Origin of the sequence: Cytobacillus sp. T106, from assembly GCF_040492155.1 — a bacterium.
GTDB lineage: Bacteria > Bacillota > Bacilli > Bacillales > Cytobacillaceae > Bacillus_AB > Bacillus_AB infantis.
The window spans coordinates 41684-60114 of the sequence record NZ_JBEUMK010000015.1 but is presented as its reverse complement, the minus strand read 5'-3'; the positions used below and the strand labels follow the sequence as shown (position 1 = coordinate 60114).

General features: G+C 46.9%; 14 protein-coding genes. 1 reads left to right on the top strand and 13 read right to left on the bottom strand.

Features of this window, described 5'->3' with window-relative positions; genetic code table 11:
* Nucleotides 1-91 precede the first annotated feature (91 nt).
* From ABU165_RS20990 to ABU165_RS20970, 5 genes are read right to left on the bottom strand one after another with little or no spacing between them, the layout of a single operon-like run.
* Nucleotides 92-1255: an ABC transporter permease gene (locus ABU165_RS20990; protein ID WP_318060796.1), complete on the bottom strand. Its 1164-nt coding sequence runs from the start codon at nt 1253-1255 to the stop codon at nt 92-94.
* 34 nt (nt 1256-1289) lie between these two features.
* On the bottom strand, nt 1290-2231 hold the full coding sequence (locus ABU165_RS20985) for an ABC transporter ATP-binding protein (protein WP_318060797.1): 942 nt from the start codon (nt 2229-2231) through the stop codon (nt 1290-1292).
* Nucleotides 2228-3100, bottom strand: a complete 873-nt coding sequence (locus ABU165_RS20980; RefSeq protein WP_180827303.1) for an ATP-binding cassette domain-containing protein — start codon at nt 3098-3100, stop codon at nt 2228-2230. The genes ABU165_RS20985 and ABU165_RS20980 overlap by 4 nt, the downstream gene beginning before the upstream one ends.
* Before the next feature lie 2 nt (nt 3101-3102).
* Nucleotides 3103-3498 (bottom strand): GntR family transcriptional regulator, encoded by a 396-nt coding sequence (locus tag ABU165_RS20975; RefSeq protein WP_009793102.1) that lies wholly within the window; start codon nt 3496-3498, stop codon nt 3103-3105.
* A gap of 15 nt (nt 3499-3513) precedes the next feature.
* Entirely contained in the window at nt 3514-4233 is a 720-nt protein-coding gene (locus tag ABU165_RS20970) for a hypothetical protein (protein ID WP_318060798.1), read from the bottom strand.
* A 259-nt stretch (nt 4234-4492) separates the two neighbouring features.
* Between ABU165_RS20970 and ABU165_RS20965 the strand changes: the two genes are divergently transcribed.
* Nucleotides 4493-6190, top strand: coding sequence for a methyl-accepting chemotaxis protein (locus ABU165_RS20965; protein ID WP_253618311.1), 1698 nt, complete (start codon nt 4493-4495; stop codon nt 6188-6190).
* Between the two features lie 152 nt (nt 6191-6342).
* Here the strand turns inward: ABU165_RS20965 and ABU165_RS20960 are convergent, their stop codons facing one another.
* From ABU165_RS20960 to opuFA, 8 genes are all read right to left on the bottom strand, one after another.
* Nucleotides 6343-9474, bottom strand: a complete 3132-nt coding sequence (locus tag ABU165_RS20960) for an MMPL family transporter (protein ID WP_318060799.1) — start codon at nt 9472-9474, stop codon at nt 6343-6345.
* 2 nt (nt 9475-9476) lie between these two features.
* The gene (locus ABU165_RS20955; RefSeq protein ID WP_009793098.1) at nt 9477-9938 is read right to left on the bottom strand and encodes a MarR family winged helix-turn-helix transcriptional regulator; all 462 of its coding nucleotides are present in this window, start codon (nt 9936-9938) and stop codon (nt 9477-9479) included.
* A 425-nt stretch (nt 9939-10363) separates the two neighbouring features.
* Nucleotides 10364-11917 carry a glycine betaine ABC transporter substrate-binding protein gene (locus tag ABU165_RS20950; protein WP_224949702.1) on the bottom strand — a complete coding sequence of 518 codons (1554 nt, stop codon included), beginning with the start codon at nt 11915-11917 and terminating at the stop codon, nt 10364-10366.
* A complete protein-coding gene (locus tag ABU165_RS20945; RefSeq protein WP_318060800.1) occupies nt 11910-13055 on the bottom strand; it encodes an ABC transporter ATP-binding protein in 1146 nt (381 codons plus the stop codon). Before ABU165_RS20945 ends, ABU165_RS20950 begins: the two co-directional genes overlap by 8 nt.
* Before the next feature lie 877 nt (nt 13056-13932).
* A complete protein-coding gene (locus tag ABU165_RS20940) occupies nt 13933-15492 on the bottom strand; it encodes a histidine kinase N-terminal 7TM domain-containing diguanylate cyclase (protein ID WP_318060801.1) in 1560 nt (519 codons plus the stop codon).
* 171 nt (nt 15493-15663) lie between these two features.
* Nucleotides 15664-15816, bottom strand: a complete 153-nt coding sequence (locus ABU165_RS20935) for a DUF1540 domain-containing protein (protein ID WP_009793092.1) — start codon at nt 15814-15816, stop codon at nt 15664-15666.
* A 144-nt stretch (nt 15817-15960) separates the two neighbouring features.
* Complete coding sequence (gene opuFB / locus ABU165_RS20930; RefSeq protein WP_318060802.1) at nt 15961-17478, bottom strand: osmoprotectant update ABC transporter permease/substrate-binding subunit OpuFB; 1518 nt, start codon at nt 17476-17478, stop codon at nt 15961-15963.
* Nucleotides 17471-18427 (bottom strand): osmoprotectant update ABC transporter ATP-binding subunit OpuFA, encoded by a 957-nt coding sequence (gene opuFA / locus ABU165_RS20925; protein ID WP_101549506.1) that lies wholly within the window; start codon nt 18425-18427, stop codon nt 17471-17473. The genes opuFB and opuFA overlap by 8 nt, the downstream gene beginning before the upstream one ends.
* Between the last annotated feature and the right edge of the window lie 4 nt (nt 18428-18431).

The window sequence follows — 18431 nt, the reverse complement described above, 5'->3', positions numbered from 1 at the left end:
ATATATTCTTGGAGATATTATATGTCAATATTTTCTGAATATTTATCAGGCAATAAAAAGCCTGGATAGAGTCTATCCAGGCTTTCGCTTTTTAATCCGCTTTACTCAGCCACTTCCACATTTCCTGCGGAGTGGCATTTTTGCCGTGCATTAAAATGCCAACCTTAAATATCTTCCCGGCCGCCTTCATTAGTAAAGCAATACTGGCCAGGAGGATGATTGCTGAAAGAAGGATCTCTCCCCATGGCCATTCCTCCATGACGGAAAGCCTCATGATCCATACCCCCGGGGCTGTGAAGGGGATAAAAGAGCCCATGATTGCAATCACTCCTTCAGGATTGGAAAAGACCGGCTTGATTAATAAAAGCGGTGCAAAAGGAAGCATCAGTATAAAGCCCTGAAAATTACTGGCAGAGTTTACATCCTCCACGGTTGCACCCATCCCTGCAAAAACTGCGGCAAACAGCAGATAGCCAAGGATCGCAAACAGCATAAGGACCAACGTTTCCGGGGCTGCGAGATACTGGATCAGCGGGACATCGAGCCTCCATGATGCGGCCGGGATGACAAACAGAAGCCAGACGGCCACCTGAATGATGCCAAGAGTAAAATAACCGATGATTTTCCCCTGCATCAGTTCACCGGATGTCAGAGAAGACAGCATAATTTCAGCTATTTTATCTTTCTTTTCCTGTGACGCACTCTGGAAGATCATCATTCCCGAGATTACAACCGAAAACAGGACAACACCCGCAGTGATTCCCGGGATCAGCTGACCATACATATCCTCTCCAGCGCCCGTCTCCTTCGCATCAACCGCTGCAAAACTGATATCCTGTGAGACTGCTGCCATCTCCTCTTCATCAAGTGCCAGCTGGCTCAGCTGAAAGGCGCGCAAGGGCTGCTCCAGCAGCATCGCCTGCGGCAGAACATCATCCGGTACTCCTTCACTCATATAGATCGGGAAACGTCCAGCATCAAATCCGTTCTTTGTCAGTGGAATAAAGATCGTATTCTCAGCCGCTTCAAGCTTATTTAAAATTTCACTTTCAGAGGCATCTGTCAGCTCGACTTCCCAATCAAGCCCTGCCATGATTCCTTCAGTGCCATTCCAGATACCCAGTTCGTCCTTTATAATTACATTAACCGGCTCGGGCTCGCTTTGAAAACGGTCCATCATGGCTGGCAATATGGCAAAAAACAGGAAGCTTAACGGAGTCAGCAAAAGCGAAATGACAAAGGATTTATTTTTCATATTCCGTTTTATCTCCCATTTGGCTACCTTTAAGCTATTGCGCAATTCTATGACCTTCTTTCTGTACAGGATGCTTTTCCGATGCAATGTCTATGAATATTTCATGCAGGGAAACACGGTCGATGGACAGCTCCTGGACTGCCAGCTCCTCAGGCAGCTGCTTCAGCCACCTGGCTGGATGAACAAGGCTGTCGAGATAAAGGACTGACATATCGCCTTTTTGCTCCACCCTCTGCACATGGGGGATTTTCTCCAGCATTGCCGCTCCATTTGCCCCGCGGATTGTGCATTTATAATTCGCATACTCTTTTTTCACTTCTTCCACCGTTCCAGCAAGGACCTTGTGCCCTTTATGGATCATAAATAACCGGTCGCACATTTCCTCCACCATATTCATCTGATGCGAGGAAAGCAGAATCGCCGTCCCTTTATCCGCAAGCTCCCTGATTTCCTTTTTGAAGACCTCCTGGCTGACTGGATCCAGCCCGGAAAAAGGCTCATCAAGAATGAGAAGGCGGGGCTCATGAAGGACAGAGGCGATAAACTGGATTTTCTGCCCCATCCCTTTGGATAATTCCTCCAGCTTGGCCTTCTCCTTACCTTCCATATTGAACTTAGCCAAATACTCAAGAATCCGCTCTTTTGCCATTTTCAATGGGTAGTCCTTTAACTCCGCAAGATAGAGCAGCATATCCATCACCTTGACATTTTTATAAAGACCCCTTTCTTCAGGCAGGTAGCCGATCAGGTGGCGGGGAATGCTTTTTCCTGAAGAATGCCCGTGAAATGTGATATCTCCTTCATCCGGCAGAATGATGCCCATGATGCTGCGGATCGAGGTGGATTTGCCGGCGCCATTCGGTCCAAGGATAGCCATGATCTCACCCTCATGCACCGAAAAAGAAATATCCTTCAGCACCTGCTTTTCTTTATATGATTTGCCGATTCCTTCAACAGAAAGTACCTTCCCGGTCACTCTCTCCACCCCTTTTCCTGTTTTGGCTGCTGAAGCATGATGGCCAGCGCTTCCTCAAGCTCCGGCACCTCTTCCTCCAAAATCGAAATGCCAGCTTTTTTAAAATAACGTTCTGCTTCCAAGGCTGCCGAGGTTATGACCATCCGATCCCCCTGGCGTGATACTTCCCCCGGTATGCTTGAATCCGGCAGCTGGCCCACCCAATACTTTTTAAACTTGAGGGCCAATTCATCTTTTTCAAAATGGCCAGTGATTTCTCCATCCTTCATAAAAAGGATATAATCGGCCAGTTTGCGGATATCCTCTGCCTGATGGGTCGCAATGATCATCGTCTTATCTCCCCGCTCCATCCACTTAGCAAGCATTTCCATTAAAAGATGCTTTGCAGGTATATCCATGGAGGCAGACGGTTCATCCAGAAGAAGAATCTCTGTATCCCTGGGCAGGGTCAATGCAAGATTAAGCTTCTGCTGGACGCCTTGGGAAAGCTTTCCGTACGGCTTATCAAGGGGAACCGAAAATAGGTTTACAATCTCGTCGAACAGCTGCTTATCCCAGGAAGGATACCATCGCGAAACAAGTGAATACAGCTCATATCCGGTAAGCGTGCTGACGCCGTTCAGTGTCTGGGGCTGATAAGCGATGGTCTGCTTCCATGACTCCCTCTCTGAAATCGATTGTCCGTTTATCAGGATATCTCCCTTGTCTCTCTTGGCAAGATTCATCATTAATTTTAATAGGGTGCTTTTTCCTGATGAGTTATTGCCGATCAATGCTGTGATGGTCCCTGGCTCAAAGCTTGCATTCAAAGGGCCCAGTTTGAAGCCGTCTATATTTTTTTCAAGTCCGGTGATTTCTATTGGCAGCATGCTCATTCCTCCCCGTTCTTAATTTTTTCTACCACTTTATGAAAAATCTCTTCTATTTCTTCAAGTGTGCAGTCATAGCTCATGGCCGTCCGGATGCCATTTTCGAGTGCCTGGTAGACTGAACTGTGCTTAACATCCGCCTTTTCCGATTCAGCCACCTCGGCTACAAAGGTTCCCTTTCCCTGGATCGTGGTGATGAAGCCTTTATATTCAAGATCCTGATAAGCCCTTCTCGTTGTGATGACACTCACCTCAAGATCCTTAGAGAGGGAGCGGATGGACGGTAGCGGCGATCCTGCCGGGAGCACCCCGCTCGCAATCAAAGCTTTTATCTGGCCCTCAATCTGGTGGTAGATGGGAACGCGGGATTCCTTGGATAATCTGATAGGAAGCTCCAAGCGGTTTCCTCCTTTCTATGACAGATAGTCAATTGTAGACATTTTCTTCAGCATGTATTTTTTATAGAAGAGCGTACAGGCTGCCGCAGCTGCTATCGCCAGCAGGGAAGTGAATATCGGCCATTTCCCCGCGGCCATTATCGTCCAGCCGACAAGGCCGCTGCTGTAGGTATTGAAAAGGATGACAGCTGCAATTCCTCCGCCATACAGCATAATGCTGTAAATGACCATGCGGGTGCGGTTGATCATATCGCCAGCTTCCATTACCGGGAAAGACAGTCCAAAGAAAATGCTGAAAGCAAGCCACATAAGAGTAAAGGCAGCAAATCCGCCTATTCCCAGCTCATGGTTCAGACTTGGACTAAAGCTGTACAGCAGAATCATGAAAATCAGCTGTGCTGGGATAACGGTCATAAAATAAGTCAAAAAACGGCTTTTCACCAAAATCCCTTTCCTGATCGGCAGCTGGCTCAGCGTCATGAAATAAGGGGAGGCCCATACATCTCTTTGCACCTTTTGAGATTGGAAGTCTTTTGTCCTCGACCAGGCCCCCGAGAATCCGAATAAAATCATAAACATAAAATCCACAATGGCAGTTTTGCCAATACCGAGCGAAAAAGCTAAAACGGTTACCCCAAGAAACAGGACAGTATTGAGTATTAGCTGTATAAAACCTCTAGCTGATTTGCCCAGTTCAAACTTAACGAGCCACATTGCTTCTTTCCATTCATTCAATTTTGATTCCTCCCACTGTTATACTGTTTATATCTATATACACAGTATATGTTATTTAGTATTTTATTTCCAATGTTTTTAAAAATTTTTAAACACCAAAAACAGTTGTTCCTTTTCTACTCACCACTTATTAAAAAATCCGGATAGGATATCCTCTGATAAGCTTAAGTCAAAATTTCCGATACCCTAAACACTTAAAGTTATTTGACGATAATAAATTGGTGAATCAGACCAATTAAAAGAAAGAGGAGTTTGCATAATGAAATTATCAATCAAGCAGAAATTAATAGGAAGCTTCCTAATTGTGTCCTTCATTTTTGGGATTGCATCATTTATTTCATACAAAAATATGAAAGACTCAAATGAATCTTATGATTATGTAGTTGAAACAGTTGCTGAAGTAAGAGCACTGACACAATCCATCCAGACAGACGCTGCTCTGCAGACAGGCTATTACCGTGCTTTCCTGTTATATGATGAAGACAGTGAAAGTTTCAGAGATATGATGAATCAGGCAAATGAAAGAATCAATGCTTCTATAGCCAAAGGAAGAGAGCTGGCTACCCTGCAGGAAACACAGGATCGATTTAACTCTATCCAGGAAGCAAATAAGAACTTCAAAGAATTGGCTAACCAAATCATGGATGACAGCAGCATAGATAAGGAGAAAGCAATTGCTGAAGGCTTAAACTTAATTGTCCCTATCAGCAATAATCTGACAGAGAGCACGCTTTCTATGCATGATTGGCTGAAAGAAGACATCCTTGATGTTAAATTTAAAGAAACACAGGAACAATCCAGCAAAGCACGAATGTTATTGCTTTCTCTAAGCCTAGCCGCTGCATTAATTGCTTTGGCCAGCGGGATTATTATCTCCGTGTTAATCACCAGGCCGATTGCGAAACTGGGCAGTCTGGCCAAGCAGGTAGCTGGCGGAAATTTAAACGTGGATACATTGAATTTAAAGAATAAAGATGAAATTTTTGATTTAAATCAATCTTTCGAGGAAATGAAAAATAATCTCAGAGACATGATCAGCTCCATCTCTTCTAACTCTGATTTAGTGGCTGCATCTGCTGAGCAGCTGAATGCGAGTGCGGAACAGTCAACCATAGCCAGCGAAACAGTTTCATCTGCCATACAGGAAATTGCCGGTGGAGCCGAAAACACGACAATAAATCTGGAGAATAATTCAAAAGCCTTAAATGAAGTGCTTCAGGGCATTTTACATATCTCGGAAAGGTCAGCTAATGTAGCCGAGCTCTCAAGAAAGACAACTCAGGAGGCTGAAGAGGGGGAGAAACAGGTTACAGACAGCCTAGAGCAAATGAAGTTTATTCACCATTCCATCAAGCGGTCGAACCAAGTGATATCTTCTTTATCCAGCCGTTCAAAAGAAATAGGTTCAATCTCTGATGTGATCAGCGGGATTGCTGATCAAACAAACCTGCTGGCTTTAAATGCCGCAATTGAAGCGGCAAGAGCCGGAGAGCATGGGAAAGGATTTGCAGTGGTAGCTGATGAAGTGCGCAAATTAGCAGAGCAGTCTCAAGCATCAACAAAGAGTATCGCTGACCTGATTGCACTAATACAGCAGGATACAGAAGAATCAGTTAAAATCATGGATGAAGCTGTAATAAATGCAGAAGAAGGCGTAAAAGTTTCAGAGCAAACATCTGAAAAATTTGCCGGGATACTAAATAGCACCAGAAACATTACCCCGCTGATTGAACAGGTTACTGCCACTGTCCAGCAGATTACTGCCAGTATAGATGAAGCGACTAATGCAGCAATGGATATCTCGATGATGGCCCAGGAAAACGCATCAACTTCGGAAGAAGCTGCTGCATCAACAGAGGAACAGCTGGCATCAATGGAGGAAATCCATTCATCTGCCCAAGCATTGGCACAAATGGCTGAAGAATTGAAGCAGGTGGTAGATAAATTTAAAATCTAAGCAGTACTAGTAGAGCCACTCATATTTTATGGGTGGTTTTTTATATTTCTATGAGCCTGCTACAGACGGAATAAGTAAGCAGGTCATAAAGGTGAGCTTATAAAGAAACACCGCCCTGCCTAGCAGGACGGTGCTCAAGAAGCTAACAGCTTTTATTCATTTGTTCCCCTTTTAAATGGCCACCAGTTTGCCTGGCCAAAGTTTTTCACCATCACCGGGATAAACAGAGGGAGGATGATGAACGCATACAACAGGAGTCCGACCAGGATGATCGAGGCAATCTGCAGCAATGACAGCATGCCGGATGGCATCATCGCCGCGAATGTACCGCCAAGGATGACAACTGCCGAGATGATGACAGTTCCCATCTTCTTCATCGCCATCAGCATCGCATCTGCTACAGAAAGGTCTTTATATTCATTGAAGCGGTCCATGAGGAAGATGCTGTAATCCACCCCAAGCGCAACAAGAATGACGAACCCGAAGAACGGCACGGCCCAGCTGATGCCTGTATAGCCGAGAATATCCACGAAGATCACTTCGTTCATCGCCATGGACGTGTAATAAGTCAGGATCAGTGATCCGATAATATAGACTGGCATAATAATAGAACGGAACAGGAATACAAGAATGATAGAAATGCCGACGAGCATCAGCACGACTGTGCGGGAATAATCCTTGCCTGACATCTCATCAAGATCTGCGTTCGTACTTGTAATTCCGCCCAATGCCAATTTAGCATTTTCAAGCTTTGTATCCTTCGTCGCCCTCTCCACGGCATCCTTAATTTCCGGAACCTGATTGATGGCTTCATTTGAATACGGATTTGCTTCAAAAATAACATCCAGTGTCATGACTTTGCGGTCTTTTGACATATAAGCATCTACCGCCTGGTCGAAATCATCGCTTTCCAGGACTTCTTCCGGCAGATAGAATGCATTCAGGGAATCTGACTGCGACAGTCCGGACAGATAGTCCTGTGCAGAACCCAGTCCGTCTGATACCTGATTCAGCCCATCCACACTCTGATTAAGGCCGTCAGTCAGCTCACCCAGCTGGCCGCCGAGGCTGCCGAAGCCATCCAGCAGCTGCTTTTGGCCATCATTAACGCCTGCAAGTCCGTTTGACAGCTGCGGGAATCCATTGACAATCTGGCCCTGCCCGTCTGCCAGCTGTTCGAGGCCGGCCTGCTGCTGTTCGATGCCGGTGATGAGCTGCCCAATTCCCTCGGACAAATCCTGCTGGAAACCGACTGCCTGACCAAAACCTTTGTTTGCTGTGTTAAGTCCGTCCTTGACACCCCCAAGACCGTCATTCAGCTGTGTCAAGCCTTCTGCCAGAGGTGTAATATTTGCCTGTACATTCTGCACAGTTCCTTTAATTTTTTTGTAAGAATCATTTTCAGCTATTCCCTGATAATTATCTTCCAGTACAGCAAAATCATCTGCTGTAATGTCTGCAAGGGCTTTTGAAAGACCGTTTAATCCTGTACCAATATCATTATATTTAGCTTGCAGACCGCTTAACCCGTCTGCCGCTTCCTGATATCCTCCAAGTAATTTTTTATAATTTACAAGAAGCTCTTCCGCGCCGGCTTTTGTCTTCTCCAGCCCTTTTTTCAGCTCAGTGGATCCGGCTGTGCCCTGGCGGAGGCCGTCTTCAATTTTGGCCAGATTGGTTTGAATTTCAGAAAGGCCATTTTGAATTTCGCCTGTTCCTGATATCAATGTACCGATGCCTGAAACAGCCTGATCCAGCTCCGGCTCTGATTTGGACAGTTCGCTTCCTGCTTCCTGGAGCCCGTCGCTGATCTGGTCGAGTCCGTCTTTTCCTTCGCCAAGACCGTCTTCAAGGCTTTCGGCCTGCTTGGAGACGAAGAAATCTTCAATCGGCTCACCTGTCGGCCTTGTTACAGACCGGACAGTATCGACCAGGTCCACTTTTTCCAGCTCCTGGCTGATTTTTTCTGCGAGAGCGATGTATTCAGCTGAATCCATCCGCTCATCGTTCTGGAGCACAATTTGCGTCGGCATCGATTCACCAGGGCCAAAGCTGCCGCTGATGGCATCAAATGCCTTGATGGACGGTACATCCCCGCTGATTTCCTCCAGGGAGTTATAGGAAAGATCTCCGTCATACACCACAAGGAACGGCACACAAACCGCCGCAACTATGAACAGGGCAATGAATGGGCGTGCAAGCGAGAAGCGCCCGACAGTACCCCAAAGCTTGCTTTCTCCATGCTCTGCCGTGCTTTTTGAAGGCCAGAAGATCTTTTGGCCGAGCACAGCCATAAAGAATGGCACTACCGTGAACAGGGCGATCAGCAGCAGCGCTACCCCTACGGCAACAGCTGAGGCTGACTGATACAGCTTAAACTGGGAGAACCCGATGGCCGCAAAGCCGATCATAACCGCCAATCCGCTGAAAAATACGGTGCGGCCGGCATTCTTATACGTCGCAACAATCGCATCTGCCGTTGATTCACTGTGAGCCAATTCTTCTTTAAACCGGCTCAGCAGCAGGATACAGTAATCAGTCCCGATACCGAAAAGGACGGCCACCAGGAAGATCTGCGTATAGTTGGAAATCGGGAAATCCACTTTATCCACCAGGATCGATACAATCGATTGTGAAGCCAGATATGAAAATCCAACCGTCAGCAGCGGAATGACCGGCGCCACGATAGAGCGGAATACCAGGAACAAGACAACGAGGATGAACACAACGGTAATCCCCTCTGTTTTCTTCAGGCCTTCCTCAGAGCTGGTGGTCAGATCTTCATTGATCATCCAGTTGCTCGTATAATAATGGTCAACATCCGCATCTTCAATGGTTTCATACAGAGCATCGCTCAGTTCGCCTGCTTCGCGGCCGTTCCAGCTGATGCTCAATGATGCGAGAATTGACTTCCCGTCATCGGAAACAAGCTGGTCTTTCAGGTTTTCTTCTGTAAAATGGGAGAGGATCTGCGTGATCCCAAGCTCCTCTTTATTTGCTTCCAGATCATTGATGGCTTTCTCAGCTTCTTGGATCTGATCTGCCGACAGCTTTTTATCATCATGGAAAACAAGGGCCACCGAGGTTTCATCGCCTCCGCCTTCCTGCTTCTGCACTTCGTCCATAATCTGGCCGGCCAGCTTGGAGGAGTATTCCTCCGGCACATCCACCTGCCCTTTTTCACGGACAAGATCAGCCATATTAGGGGCCAGGAAAAACAATCCGGCAATAACTGCGATCCACGCAATAAGGACAAACCATTTTCTCTTGATTATTGTATACACGCCTATTCCTCCACCTGTTGATCTTTAATTTCAAGCAGAATACTGCCCAGTTTCTCATAGGTTGTGATAAACTGCTCTATCTCCTGCTGGTCAAATTTTTTGATAAAAGATTCAACCAGCTTGTTGATGCGTTCTTCCGTTTCCGAAAAAAGCTCCCTGCCTTTTTCAGAAAGCGTCAAGTACACGACCCTGCGGTCTTTTTCATCACGGGTCCGTTCGATTAGGCCCTTCTCAAACAGTCGGTTAATGATGGCCGTGATCGCACTTTTTTTGACATCGAACACCTCAGCCAATTCTGTTGACGTGCAGTTCTCTGAATGGTGGATGTATCTGAGCGTGTAATGCTGGTCATTCGTCAGTTCATCCCCTAGCTGGCACTTTACCAGGTTTTCGCCCGTCTTGTTTACTGAGAAGGAAACGGATATGTACCGGTCCACTAAGTCTTTTATATTCTCATGCGGCATGCATTATTCACCTCTCCCGCTATAAAGTTCTACCCTTTAATAATTCAACACTTTAACTAATTTATCTTAATTGTATTTTTCTGTCAAGGGGGAGTTTTTGAGTAAAAATTGAACTCAAATGGATTTCCTATAATTAGACTATTTCTGTAAAAAAAGAGGTTTTTCAGGTATCTGCTTGTTATGGGTGTTGATTTCCGTTCCAGGCACTTCGCTTTCCGCGGGGCGGAGTTGAGCCTCCTCACGCTGCGCGCTGCGGGGTTTCAACATTTCCGCTGCAATCCCGCTGGAGTCTTCGTGCCTTCCACTGCAATCACCAAGTTTTTTGAAACTCGTTTAGCTATGTAACCAAGGCTATTGAACAATCACTAAACAAAAAAAGAGGCACGGAATGAGATTATTCCGTACCCCTGCTGTCTTTTATTTGCTTAGTCGATTAAGTTTTTCTGTTTCAGGAAGTCGATTGCTACTTCGCGCGGGTTTTCTTTGTCGAGGTCGACTCTGGCATTCATTTCAGCCATTTCTTCCTCGGAAATCTGGTTGCCGAGCCTGTTGATGACTTCTTCAAGCTCTGGATATTTTGCCAGTGTTTCCTGGCGGATGATTGGTGCTGCATAGTATGGCGGGAAGAATTGCCTGTCATCTTCAAGCACCTTCAGGCCGAAGCGGACAATCCGCCCGTCTGTGGTAAAAGCAGGGATGGCATCTACTTCCCCCTCCTGTACAGCGGAGTACATCAGGTTTGCATCCAATGTCCGCTTTTCGCTGAAATCGAGATTATACGTCTCAGTGAAAGCAGTAAATCCATCCTCACGCTCGTAAAAATCAGCAGGGCCGCCAAATCTGAGCTCCGAGGACACAGGAGAAAGGTCGGAAATTTTTTCAGCACCATACTCGCTGTCGGTTTCCTGATTGACTGCAAGGGCGTATGTGTTCTGGAATCCTAAAGGCTCCATCCACTCCAGCTGATATTCTTCGCTGTAGCCTTTCTTTACTTTGTTATATATATCCTCAGGGCTGTCCTCCGGATTATAGGATTCCTTCATGATCGTCAGGAGACCCGTCCCCGTATAATCCACATACATATCAATATCGCCTTTTTGAAGTGCCTGGGTCAGGATCGGGGTATCGCCGAGCCCTTCCTGCACCCTGACATTATAATCTGTCTGATCTTTGATATATTCAGAAAGGATATGAGGGAGGATATACTGCTCTGTCCATCTCTTCCCGCCGAGGACAATGGTATCTTCCTCATTGCCTCCCCTCAGTCCAAAGAACAATGCCAGCGCAGCAATAGGAATGAGGACTAAGGAGAACTTCTTCCAGTTCACCTTTTTGCCTCTGCGCGGGTCGGTGGCAATTTCAATTCTTTTCAGGATCAAATCAATCACAATCGCAAGGACGGCTGCCGGTATCGCACCTGCAAGCACAAGCTCATTGCGGGCAGTGGAAAGGCCCCTGTATATCAAGTCCCCAAGACCGCCTGCCCCAATGAAGGCGGCGAGGGTCGCCACACCGATTGTCAGAACGGCTGCTGTCCTGAGTCCTGCCATGATGATTGGCAATGCAAGGGGAAGCTCAATCATCCTGAGGATCTGGTTGCTCGTCATCCCCATGCCGCGTCCTGCCTCAACGGCAGACTGGTCTACACCATTGATGCCGGTATATGTATTTCTTAAAAGAGGCAGCAAAGCATACACAGTCAAGGCGATGATCGCCGTTACATTTCCTATCCCGAACAAGGGAAGCAAGAATCCGAACAGCGCAAGGCTCGGAATCGTCTGGAAGATGGATGTAATGCCGATGATCGGCTCAGCCAGCTTCTTCCTCCGCGAAATAAAGATGCCCAAAGGCAGGGATATGGCTGCTGCTATCACAATGGAAACAACCGACAAAAATAAATGCTGCTGAAGGGCTTCCAGAATTTCAGGCCATCTATTTTTAAAAATATCAACAACGAGTACAAAGAAATTATCATTCATTTATAGTGCCCCCTTCAGCCGGTGATGAAATTTTCATCCCCGCCAGACCTCTCATCATCGTTGACCTTGTGATAAGCCCGGCAAGCTTTCCGCCCTCAAGGACGGGAATGTAAAGGGACCCTTTGGCAAACAGCTCAGCAACCTCATTATAAGGTGCATCAACAAGCACTGACTGATAGTCCGCGCTCATAATATCGCCAAGCGTCTTTTCTTCCTCGGCGTAATATTTTTCGACATCATCAATGGTTGCGATGCCGAGGAGCTCATTCTCGCCATTCACTACAAAAAGGGAGTCAACTTTATATGTCTTCATCGTTTTCAAGGCCTGTGCCAGACCTCTGCCGGGACGGGCTGTAATGACCTTCCTGAGCATCAGGTCAGCAGCAGCAGGCTGCCCATTCTCAGCATCATTCAGGCGGTCTTCGCCAATGAAGCCTTTGACAAACTCATTCTTTGGATAACGCAGAATTCTTTCCGGCGTATCGAACTGGATGATTTCGCCGTCTTTTAAAATGGCAATCCGGTCGGCGATTTTAATGGCTTCATCCATGTCGTGGGTGACAAACACAATGGTTTTTTTGATGGTTTCCTGCAGCTTGACCAGCTCATCCTGCAGCTGCTCACGGCTGATCGGATCCAGTGCGCTGAAAGGCTCGTCCATAAGGATGATGGGCGGTTCTGCCGCCAGGGCGCGGATAACGCCGACACGCTGCTGCTGCCCGCCCGAAAGCTCGCCGGGGAACCGGGTCCTGTACTCTTTTGGATCCAGGCCGACAAGCTCCAGTAATTCGTCCACTTTATCGGAGTACTGCTCCTTTTCCCAGCCTTTCAACCGCGGGACAAGTGTAATATTATCTTCAATGGTCATATGGGGAAGCAGGCCGATCTGCTGGATCACATAGCCGATATCCCTCCGCAGCTTCACAGGATCCCTTTTGGATATATCCTCTCCATTGATAAAAATCTGGCCGCTGGACGGCTCAATAAGCCGGTTGATCATTTTCATGGTTGTCGTCTTTCCGCAGCCGCTCGGCCCGATCAGGGCAACCAGTTCCCCTTCTTCTATATGGAAATCGATATCCTTGAGGGCAACAAAGCCATCCGGATATTTCTTTCCTACATGCTTAAACGTAATCAATAATCAACGCCTCTTTCATTATCTAGTGCTGCTAGGATTAACATGCCCAAAACAGGCAGCTTGAATGAACGCACAGAAAAAAAGCAGACTGTAGCATCATAAGCAGCCAGGTGTATACTATTGGATTTGCAAAATGGTATTAGACAAGAGTTCTGCGATTAGCAGATGCAGATAAATGCGGGAATTTCAAAGACAGGTAGATCCTGAAAGATTGATTTGCCTTATATGGCGCTGAGGATTTTGGCCATAAAATCGCGGATTCAGCAAATCAATGTATTGAGCAGGCGTTCGCCGTTCCCAAATACTCAGCAGCATGATGCGGTGGAGACCGCCAGAGCTGCCTGCCCTAAACAGGGCTGATGCAAAAAAATGAAATCCCAATAGCAATAATTCTTTGTAGCCTTCCCTCCTTTATATAGTCCAACTTTTTACCCATCTCTATTTAATTGTAAACATAAATGACACAGTTTTTCAAATTTATTTGAAATAACGACTGTTTTAACTTGATGCTGAATTCAATTTTCAGTGGTTTCTTAGTGAATGAAGCTGCGATTTAAAAACACAGCACAATATCTGCCAGCTTATTTATTGTTTTTAATCAAACGGACATGGATTCTACCAAATCCGACTTTAATTTCACCAATTGAGCATATATTCTACCAAATTGGGCAAGGGTTCTACCGAATCGGCCAAATATTCTGCCGATTGAATATCCCCCCTGCTAAACAGACTCTTTTTTAACTCATCTGCACGCCACGCCATTTATTTGCCAATTAATCACCATCAGCCAGCTCTTCCTTGTTGGAATCCAGCACGTTTACCGCAATTTCAGTCCCGGCTTAATAAACCAAAAAAGGCCGCCATGAAGGCAGCCAGGCTAGGATACGGAAACAGGTGATTCGCAGCATGTAACTCTGTTTCTGCCTCCATTTTTTGATTGATATAAAGCAGTGTCTGCATTGTGAAGCAGCCGTTCGAGCGTCATTCCCGGTGCTGCTTCTGCCGCTCCAAAACTCGCGGTCAGTGAAATCATTCCCGTTTCAGAAGGCAGAAAAACCTCTTCGATTCCGGCCCTGATTTTTTCTGCCTGATCAGCCGCTGATTCTAGATCGGCACCAGGAAGGCAGATGACAAATTCCTCTCCTCCGTAGCGTGCAAAAATTGAACCTCCCCCCAGCAGGCTTCCGCTGACCCGCGCTATATGCCGAAGCGCTTCATCGCCCTGCAGATGCCCATACTGATCATTGATATTCTTAAAATAATCGATATCAAACAAAATGACTGACATGGTTCCCCCGGCAGCTTCCGCTTCCTTAAGAAGCCTGCCGCTCTGCTCAATGAAATAGGTCCGGTTATAAATGCCTGTCAGCCCATCTTTAAAAGCAAGCTCCTCCAGTTTCTGCCTTAGCAGTACTTCCTGGGTGATATCGCTGAGGATCACCGTAGTACCGGCCAACTCCCCGCTGCTTTTTTTTATCGGGAAAGAATGAATCTGGATATAAGTTTCTGCCTCGCTCTCAAGTTTATGGATGCCGGAATAGCTGCCGCCATCAGCCCCGGTCCCTGAATATGCTGCAGCCGGCTGGAGAACTACCTTCATATTTTCACCGATTGAGCTGGAATCAAGCCCTGGCAGCATTTCCTCTGCAGCCGGGTTAAAGTCCACAAGTCCATCATCCTGGGCAAAAACGAGAACACCATCTCTCATGCTTTCAAAGACCCGTTCCTTTGCGATCGGTGCGGCTGTCAGCCTGTCCATAAAAAAGGCGCGCAAATATAAAAAGGATGTCAGGCACATCACCATCGGAACAGGATCCATGCCGTAAGGGGAATATCCCATTAAATAAAGGAAAGAGGCTGTCATGGGGATCGTCAGTCCCGCGAACATGGTCATCAGCTGCCTTCTGTAGGCGAATCCTGCCCTCTTCCAATACCATACAACCATGCAAGCCCCTGCAAAAAGGCTGCCGAAGGTAAAGCTGCCATGAATCACATACCAAAAGCCAACATCCATATCTACAAGCAGATATGACCCCTCCCGGTGCAGATGATATCCGGTGTAAAAAAGGCCATGCCAATCATTTGTCACCACCATAACCATGCTGATGAAAGGAATGGTGTATAAAAGAATAAGATTGAAGGTGGTCAAATATCTGTCCAAACCTGTGAATCTCATGACCATGACTAATGTGATAGGGGAAATAAAGGGCAGGCCCGCATATTGAAAGGCAATCCAGAACTTGATTTCTGCCAGCGAATCAGCTGTCAGTTCAAAAGCATGCCCGAATATGTAGATGGCCGAGGTAACCGCTATCCAGACAAAGGTTTTGCCGGCTGAAAAGGTCTTTCTTTTAGCAAAGGCATATATGCCCAAAATGCTTGTCAGGACTCCGGATACAGAGATCAGAACCATATAGCTGAAAATATCTGAGTTCATTATATTCACCAGGTTAATTTTTTGCTTTAATGGTACCATAACCCGGATAGAAAAAGAATATAAACCGGAAAGATGGAATTTTGTTTAGTTGTAATCAGAAAAAACCTGCCTGGACTTTTGTCCGGCAGGCCGTTATGTAGCGGCAGCCTTCATCCAAGGCTGCCATAGTGCTTATTGAGGCTCAAAAGTTTTACAGTCGGTTTCTTCATTGGTGCTCGCTTTCTTTCCGGTGATCGCCCCGACAAAAATCTCATCCGCCCCGCATTTCCTGCCGTTGCGGTTAAACTTGCAATTGACTACTTCACATAATACATCCTGTGCCACTCTAACCACCTCCTGTGAGATTTGTAAAGTGAGACTAGTGTTTCTGATTAAGTAGCACTTAATAGTCTATTCCCGTATAAAGGCATTTTAAACGCTTTTAAATGGAACCCGCGGGGCTGCCGGTCACCTGATTCAGTATGCCCTCTACTCTATAAGCCCTTCATTTTTCAGGAATTCCCTGGCTGTATCTTCAGCACTCATTCCATCAACATTGACTTTATAGTTCATTTCCCGCATCTGGTCATCTGTGATTTTTCCTGCCAGCTTGTTCAAAGCATCCCCGATTTCCGGATGATCATCAAGCGTCTCTTTCTTTAAAAGGGGGGCCCCCTGATAAGGCGGAAACAGATTTTTATCATCTTCAAGCACCTTCAGATTGTAGGCTTCCAGCTCACTGTCCGTCGAATAGGCATCCACCATATTGATATCGCCGGTTTCAACGGCACTATAGCGAAGCTTAGGCTCCATTGTTTTCACATTAGGAAACTCTATGCCATACAGCTTTTGAATACCCCGGTAGCCATCTTCCCTGTCGGAAAACTCCAGCGTAAAGCCCGGGTTGATATTCTGCTGAACCGCTTTTACATCTGAAATCGTTTCAAGTCCATATTGTGCAGCCAGCTCTTCCGGCACAGCCAGTGCATATGTATTGTTATAGTCCATCGGCTCCAGCATCTCCAGTTCAAACTCTTCTGACATGCCGTCCCTTGCCTGCTCATATACTTCCTGCCGGTCTGTGCTCACTGCCGTTTCTTTTAAAAATTCCGAAATGGCTGTTCCTGTGAACTCAGGGTATATATCAATATCACCTGAACGGAGTGCATTGAACACAAAAGAAGTCTTGCCAAGCCCTGGCTGCAATTCAACGCTCATATCCGTTTCCTCTTCAATGAGGAGTTTGTACATATTGATCAGGATCTCCGGTTCAGAGCCAAGCTTTCCGGCAATCACGAGATCTTTTTCTCCCTTGCCTGAAACAAACGGCAGAACCATGATGACAATGGCTGCAAGGGCAATCGCCCCGAGCGGGATCAGTGATTTTTTGAATGAAATCTTTTCGAACCTTTTCAGCAGCAGGTCAAATAATATGGCCAGCAGCGCTGCCGGGATTGCTCCCAGTACAATGAGGGATGTATTGTTCCGGTCAATCCCGAGAAGGATGATATCCCCAAGGCCTCCTGCACCGATCAAAGCTGCAAGCGTTGCTGTCCCGACGATCAGGACCATTGCCGTCCTGATCCCTGCCATGATCACTGGCATGGATAGAGGCAATTCTACTTTAATAAGCCGTTTCCAGCTGTTCATCCCCATGGCCCTTGCCGCTTCAATAAGCGAAGGCTCCACTTCTTTTATGCCTGTGTACGTATTCCTCAGGATCGGCAGAAGTGCATAGACGATCAGCGCGATGCTTGCAGGCACTTTCCCGATCCCGAACAGCGGGATAAGGAGCCCTAGCAAGGCGAGGGAAGGAATGGTCTGCAGCACCGCTGTAACGCCGATGACCGCCTCAGCTGCTCTTTTATGCCGCGTCAGATAAATTCCGAGCGGGATTGAAATCAGGACAGCGAAGAAAAGCGCAATGAATGAGATTTGTATATGTTCAATGAGTGCACTGAAAAGCTCTGATTGCCTCTCTTTAAAAACACCGGCCAAATCATTCATTTAGAGCCCCCCTTTCTCCTAAGCTTCCCGCCACATGCCTGATGGCTTCCCTGCGGCTGATTGAACCGACGATGGTCCCGTCTTTTTCAACAGGTATCTCTTCCCTGTCAGTCAGCAGTTCCAGCACTTCCTTTAAACTGGCCGAAGCTGCGACCGCTTCAGCAGACACACTTTCGGCATATCCGGCTTTCATCATTTTTTCAGCTGTAATCTCGCGGCCGGCTCCAGCCTGCGCACCGACAAATTCACGCACAAATTCATCTGCCGGATTTGCAATGATTTCCTCAGGCGCAGCCAGCTGCACAATCTTCCCTTCCTTCATGACGCAAATTCTGTCTCCCAGTTTAAGAGCTTCCTGCATATCATGCGTCACAAACACGATCGTCTTCTTAATATTGCGCTGCAGATCCAGAAGATCATCCTGCAGCTTTTCCCTGCTTAAAGGGTCAAGTGCACTGAAAGGCTCGTCCATCAGAATGATTTCAGGGTCGGCTGCGAGGGCACGGATAACACCGATCCTCTGCTGCTGCCCGCCGGAAAGCTCGCTCGGCTTCCTCGTCAAATATACATCCGGCTCCAGCCCGACCATAGTCAGCAGCTCTGCCGCCCGCTTGCGGATCTTTTCCCGCTCCCATTTTTTCAATTCCGGGACTATAGCGATATTTTCTTCGATCGTCATATGCGGAAAGAGCGCGATTGACTGCAGCACATAGCCGATGCTCCATCGTAATTCATGGATATCATACTCACTGATCCTTTTCCCCTCTATCCTGATCGTTCCCTTCGTGAGATCGATCAGCCGGTTGATCATCTTGAGCGTCGTTGTCTTCCCGCACCCGCTTGGCCCGATCAGCACGAAGAATTCCCCTTTCTTTATCGTAAAATCCAGGGACTCTACCGCCTTCGTTCCGCCGGGGTACTCTTTTGTCACACCCTCAAACTCTATCATGGCT

What these genes read in the sequence shown, in the direction of transcription:
- ABU165_RS20980 (WP_180827303.1), bottom strand. Translation starts at nt 3,100, where the DNA reads ATGCTGCCAATAGAAATCACCGGACTTGAAAAAAATATAGACGGCTTC.
- ABU165_RS20950 (WP_224949702.1), bottom strand. Translation starts at nt 11,917, where the DNA reads ATGAATGATAATTTCTTTGTACTCGTTGTTGATATTTTTAAAAATAGA.
- ABU165_RS20990 (WP_318060796.1), bottom strand. Translation starts at nt 1,255, where the DNA reads ATGAAAAATAAATCCTTTGTCATTTCGCTTTTGCTGACTCCGTTAAGC.
- ABU165_RS20940 (WP_318060801.1), bottom strand. Translation starts at nt 15,492, where the DNA reads ATGAACTCAGATATTTTCAGCTATATGGTTCTGATCTCTGTATCCGGA.
- ABU165_RS20965 (WP_253618311.1), top strand. Translation starts at nt 4,493, where the DNA reads ATGAAATTATCAATCAAGCAGAAATTAATAGGAAGCTTCCTAATTGTG.
- opuFA (WP_101549506.1), bottom strand. Translation starts at nt 18,427, where the DNA reads ATGATAGAGTTTGAGGGTGTGACAAAAGAGTACCCCGGCGGAACGAAG.
- opuFB (WP_318060802.1), bottom strand. Translation starts at nt 17,478, where the DNA reads ATGAATGATTTGGCCGGTGTTTTTAAAGAGAGGCAATCAGAGCTTTTC.
- ABU165_RS20955 (WP_009793098.1), bottom strand. Translation starts at nt 9,938, where the DNA reads ATGCCGCATGAGAATATAAAAGACTTAGTGGACCGGTACATATCCGTT.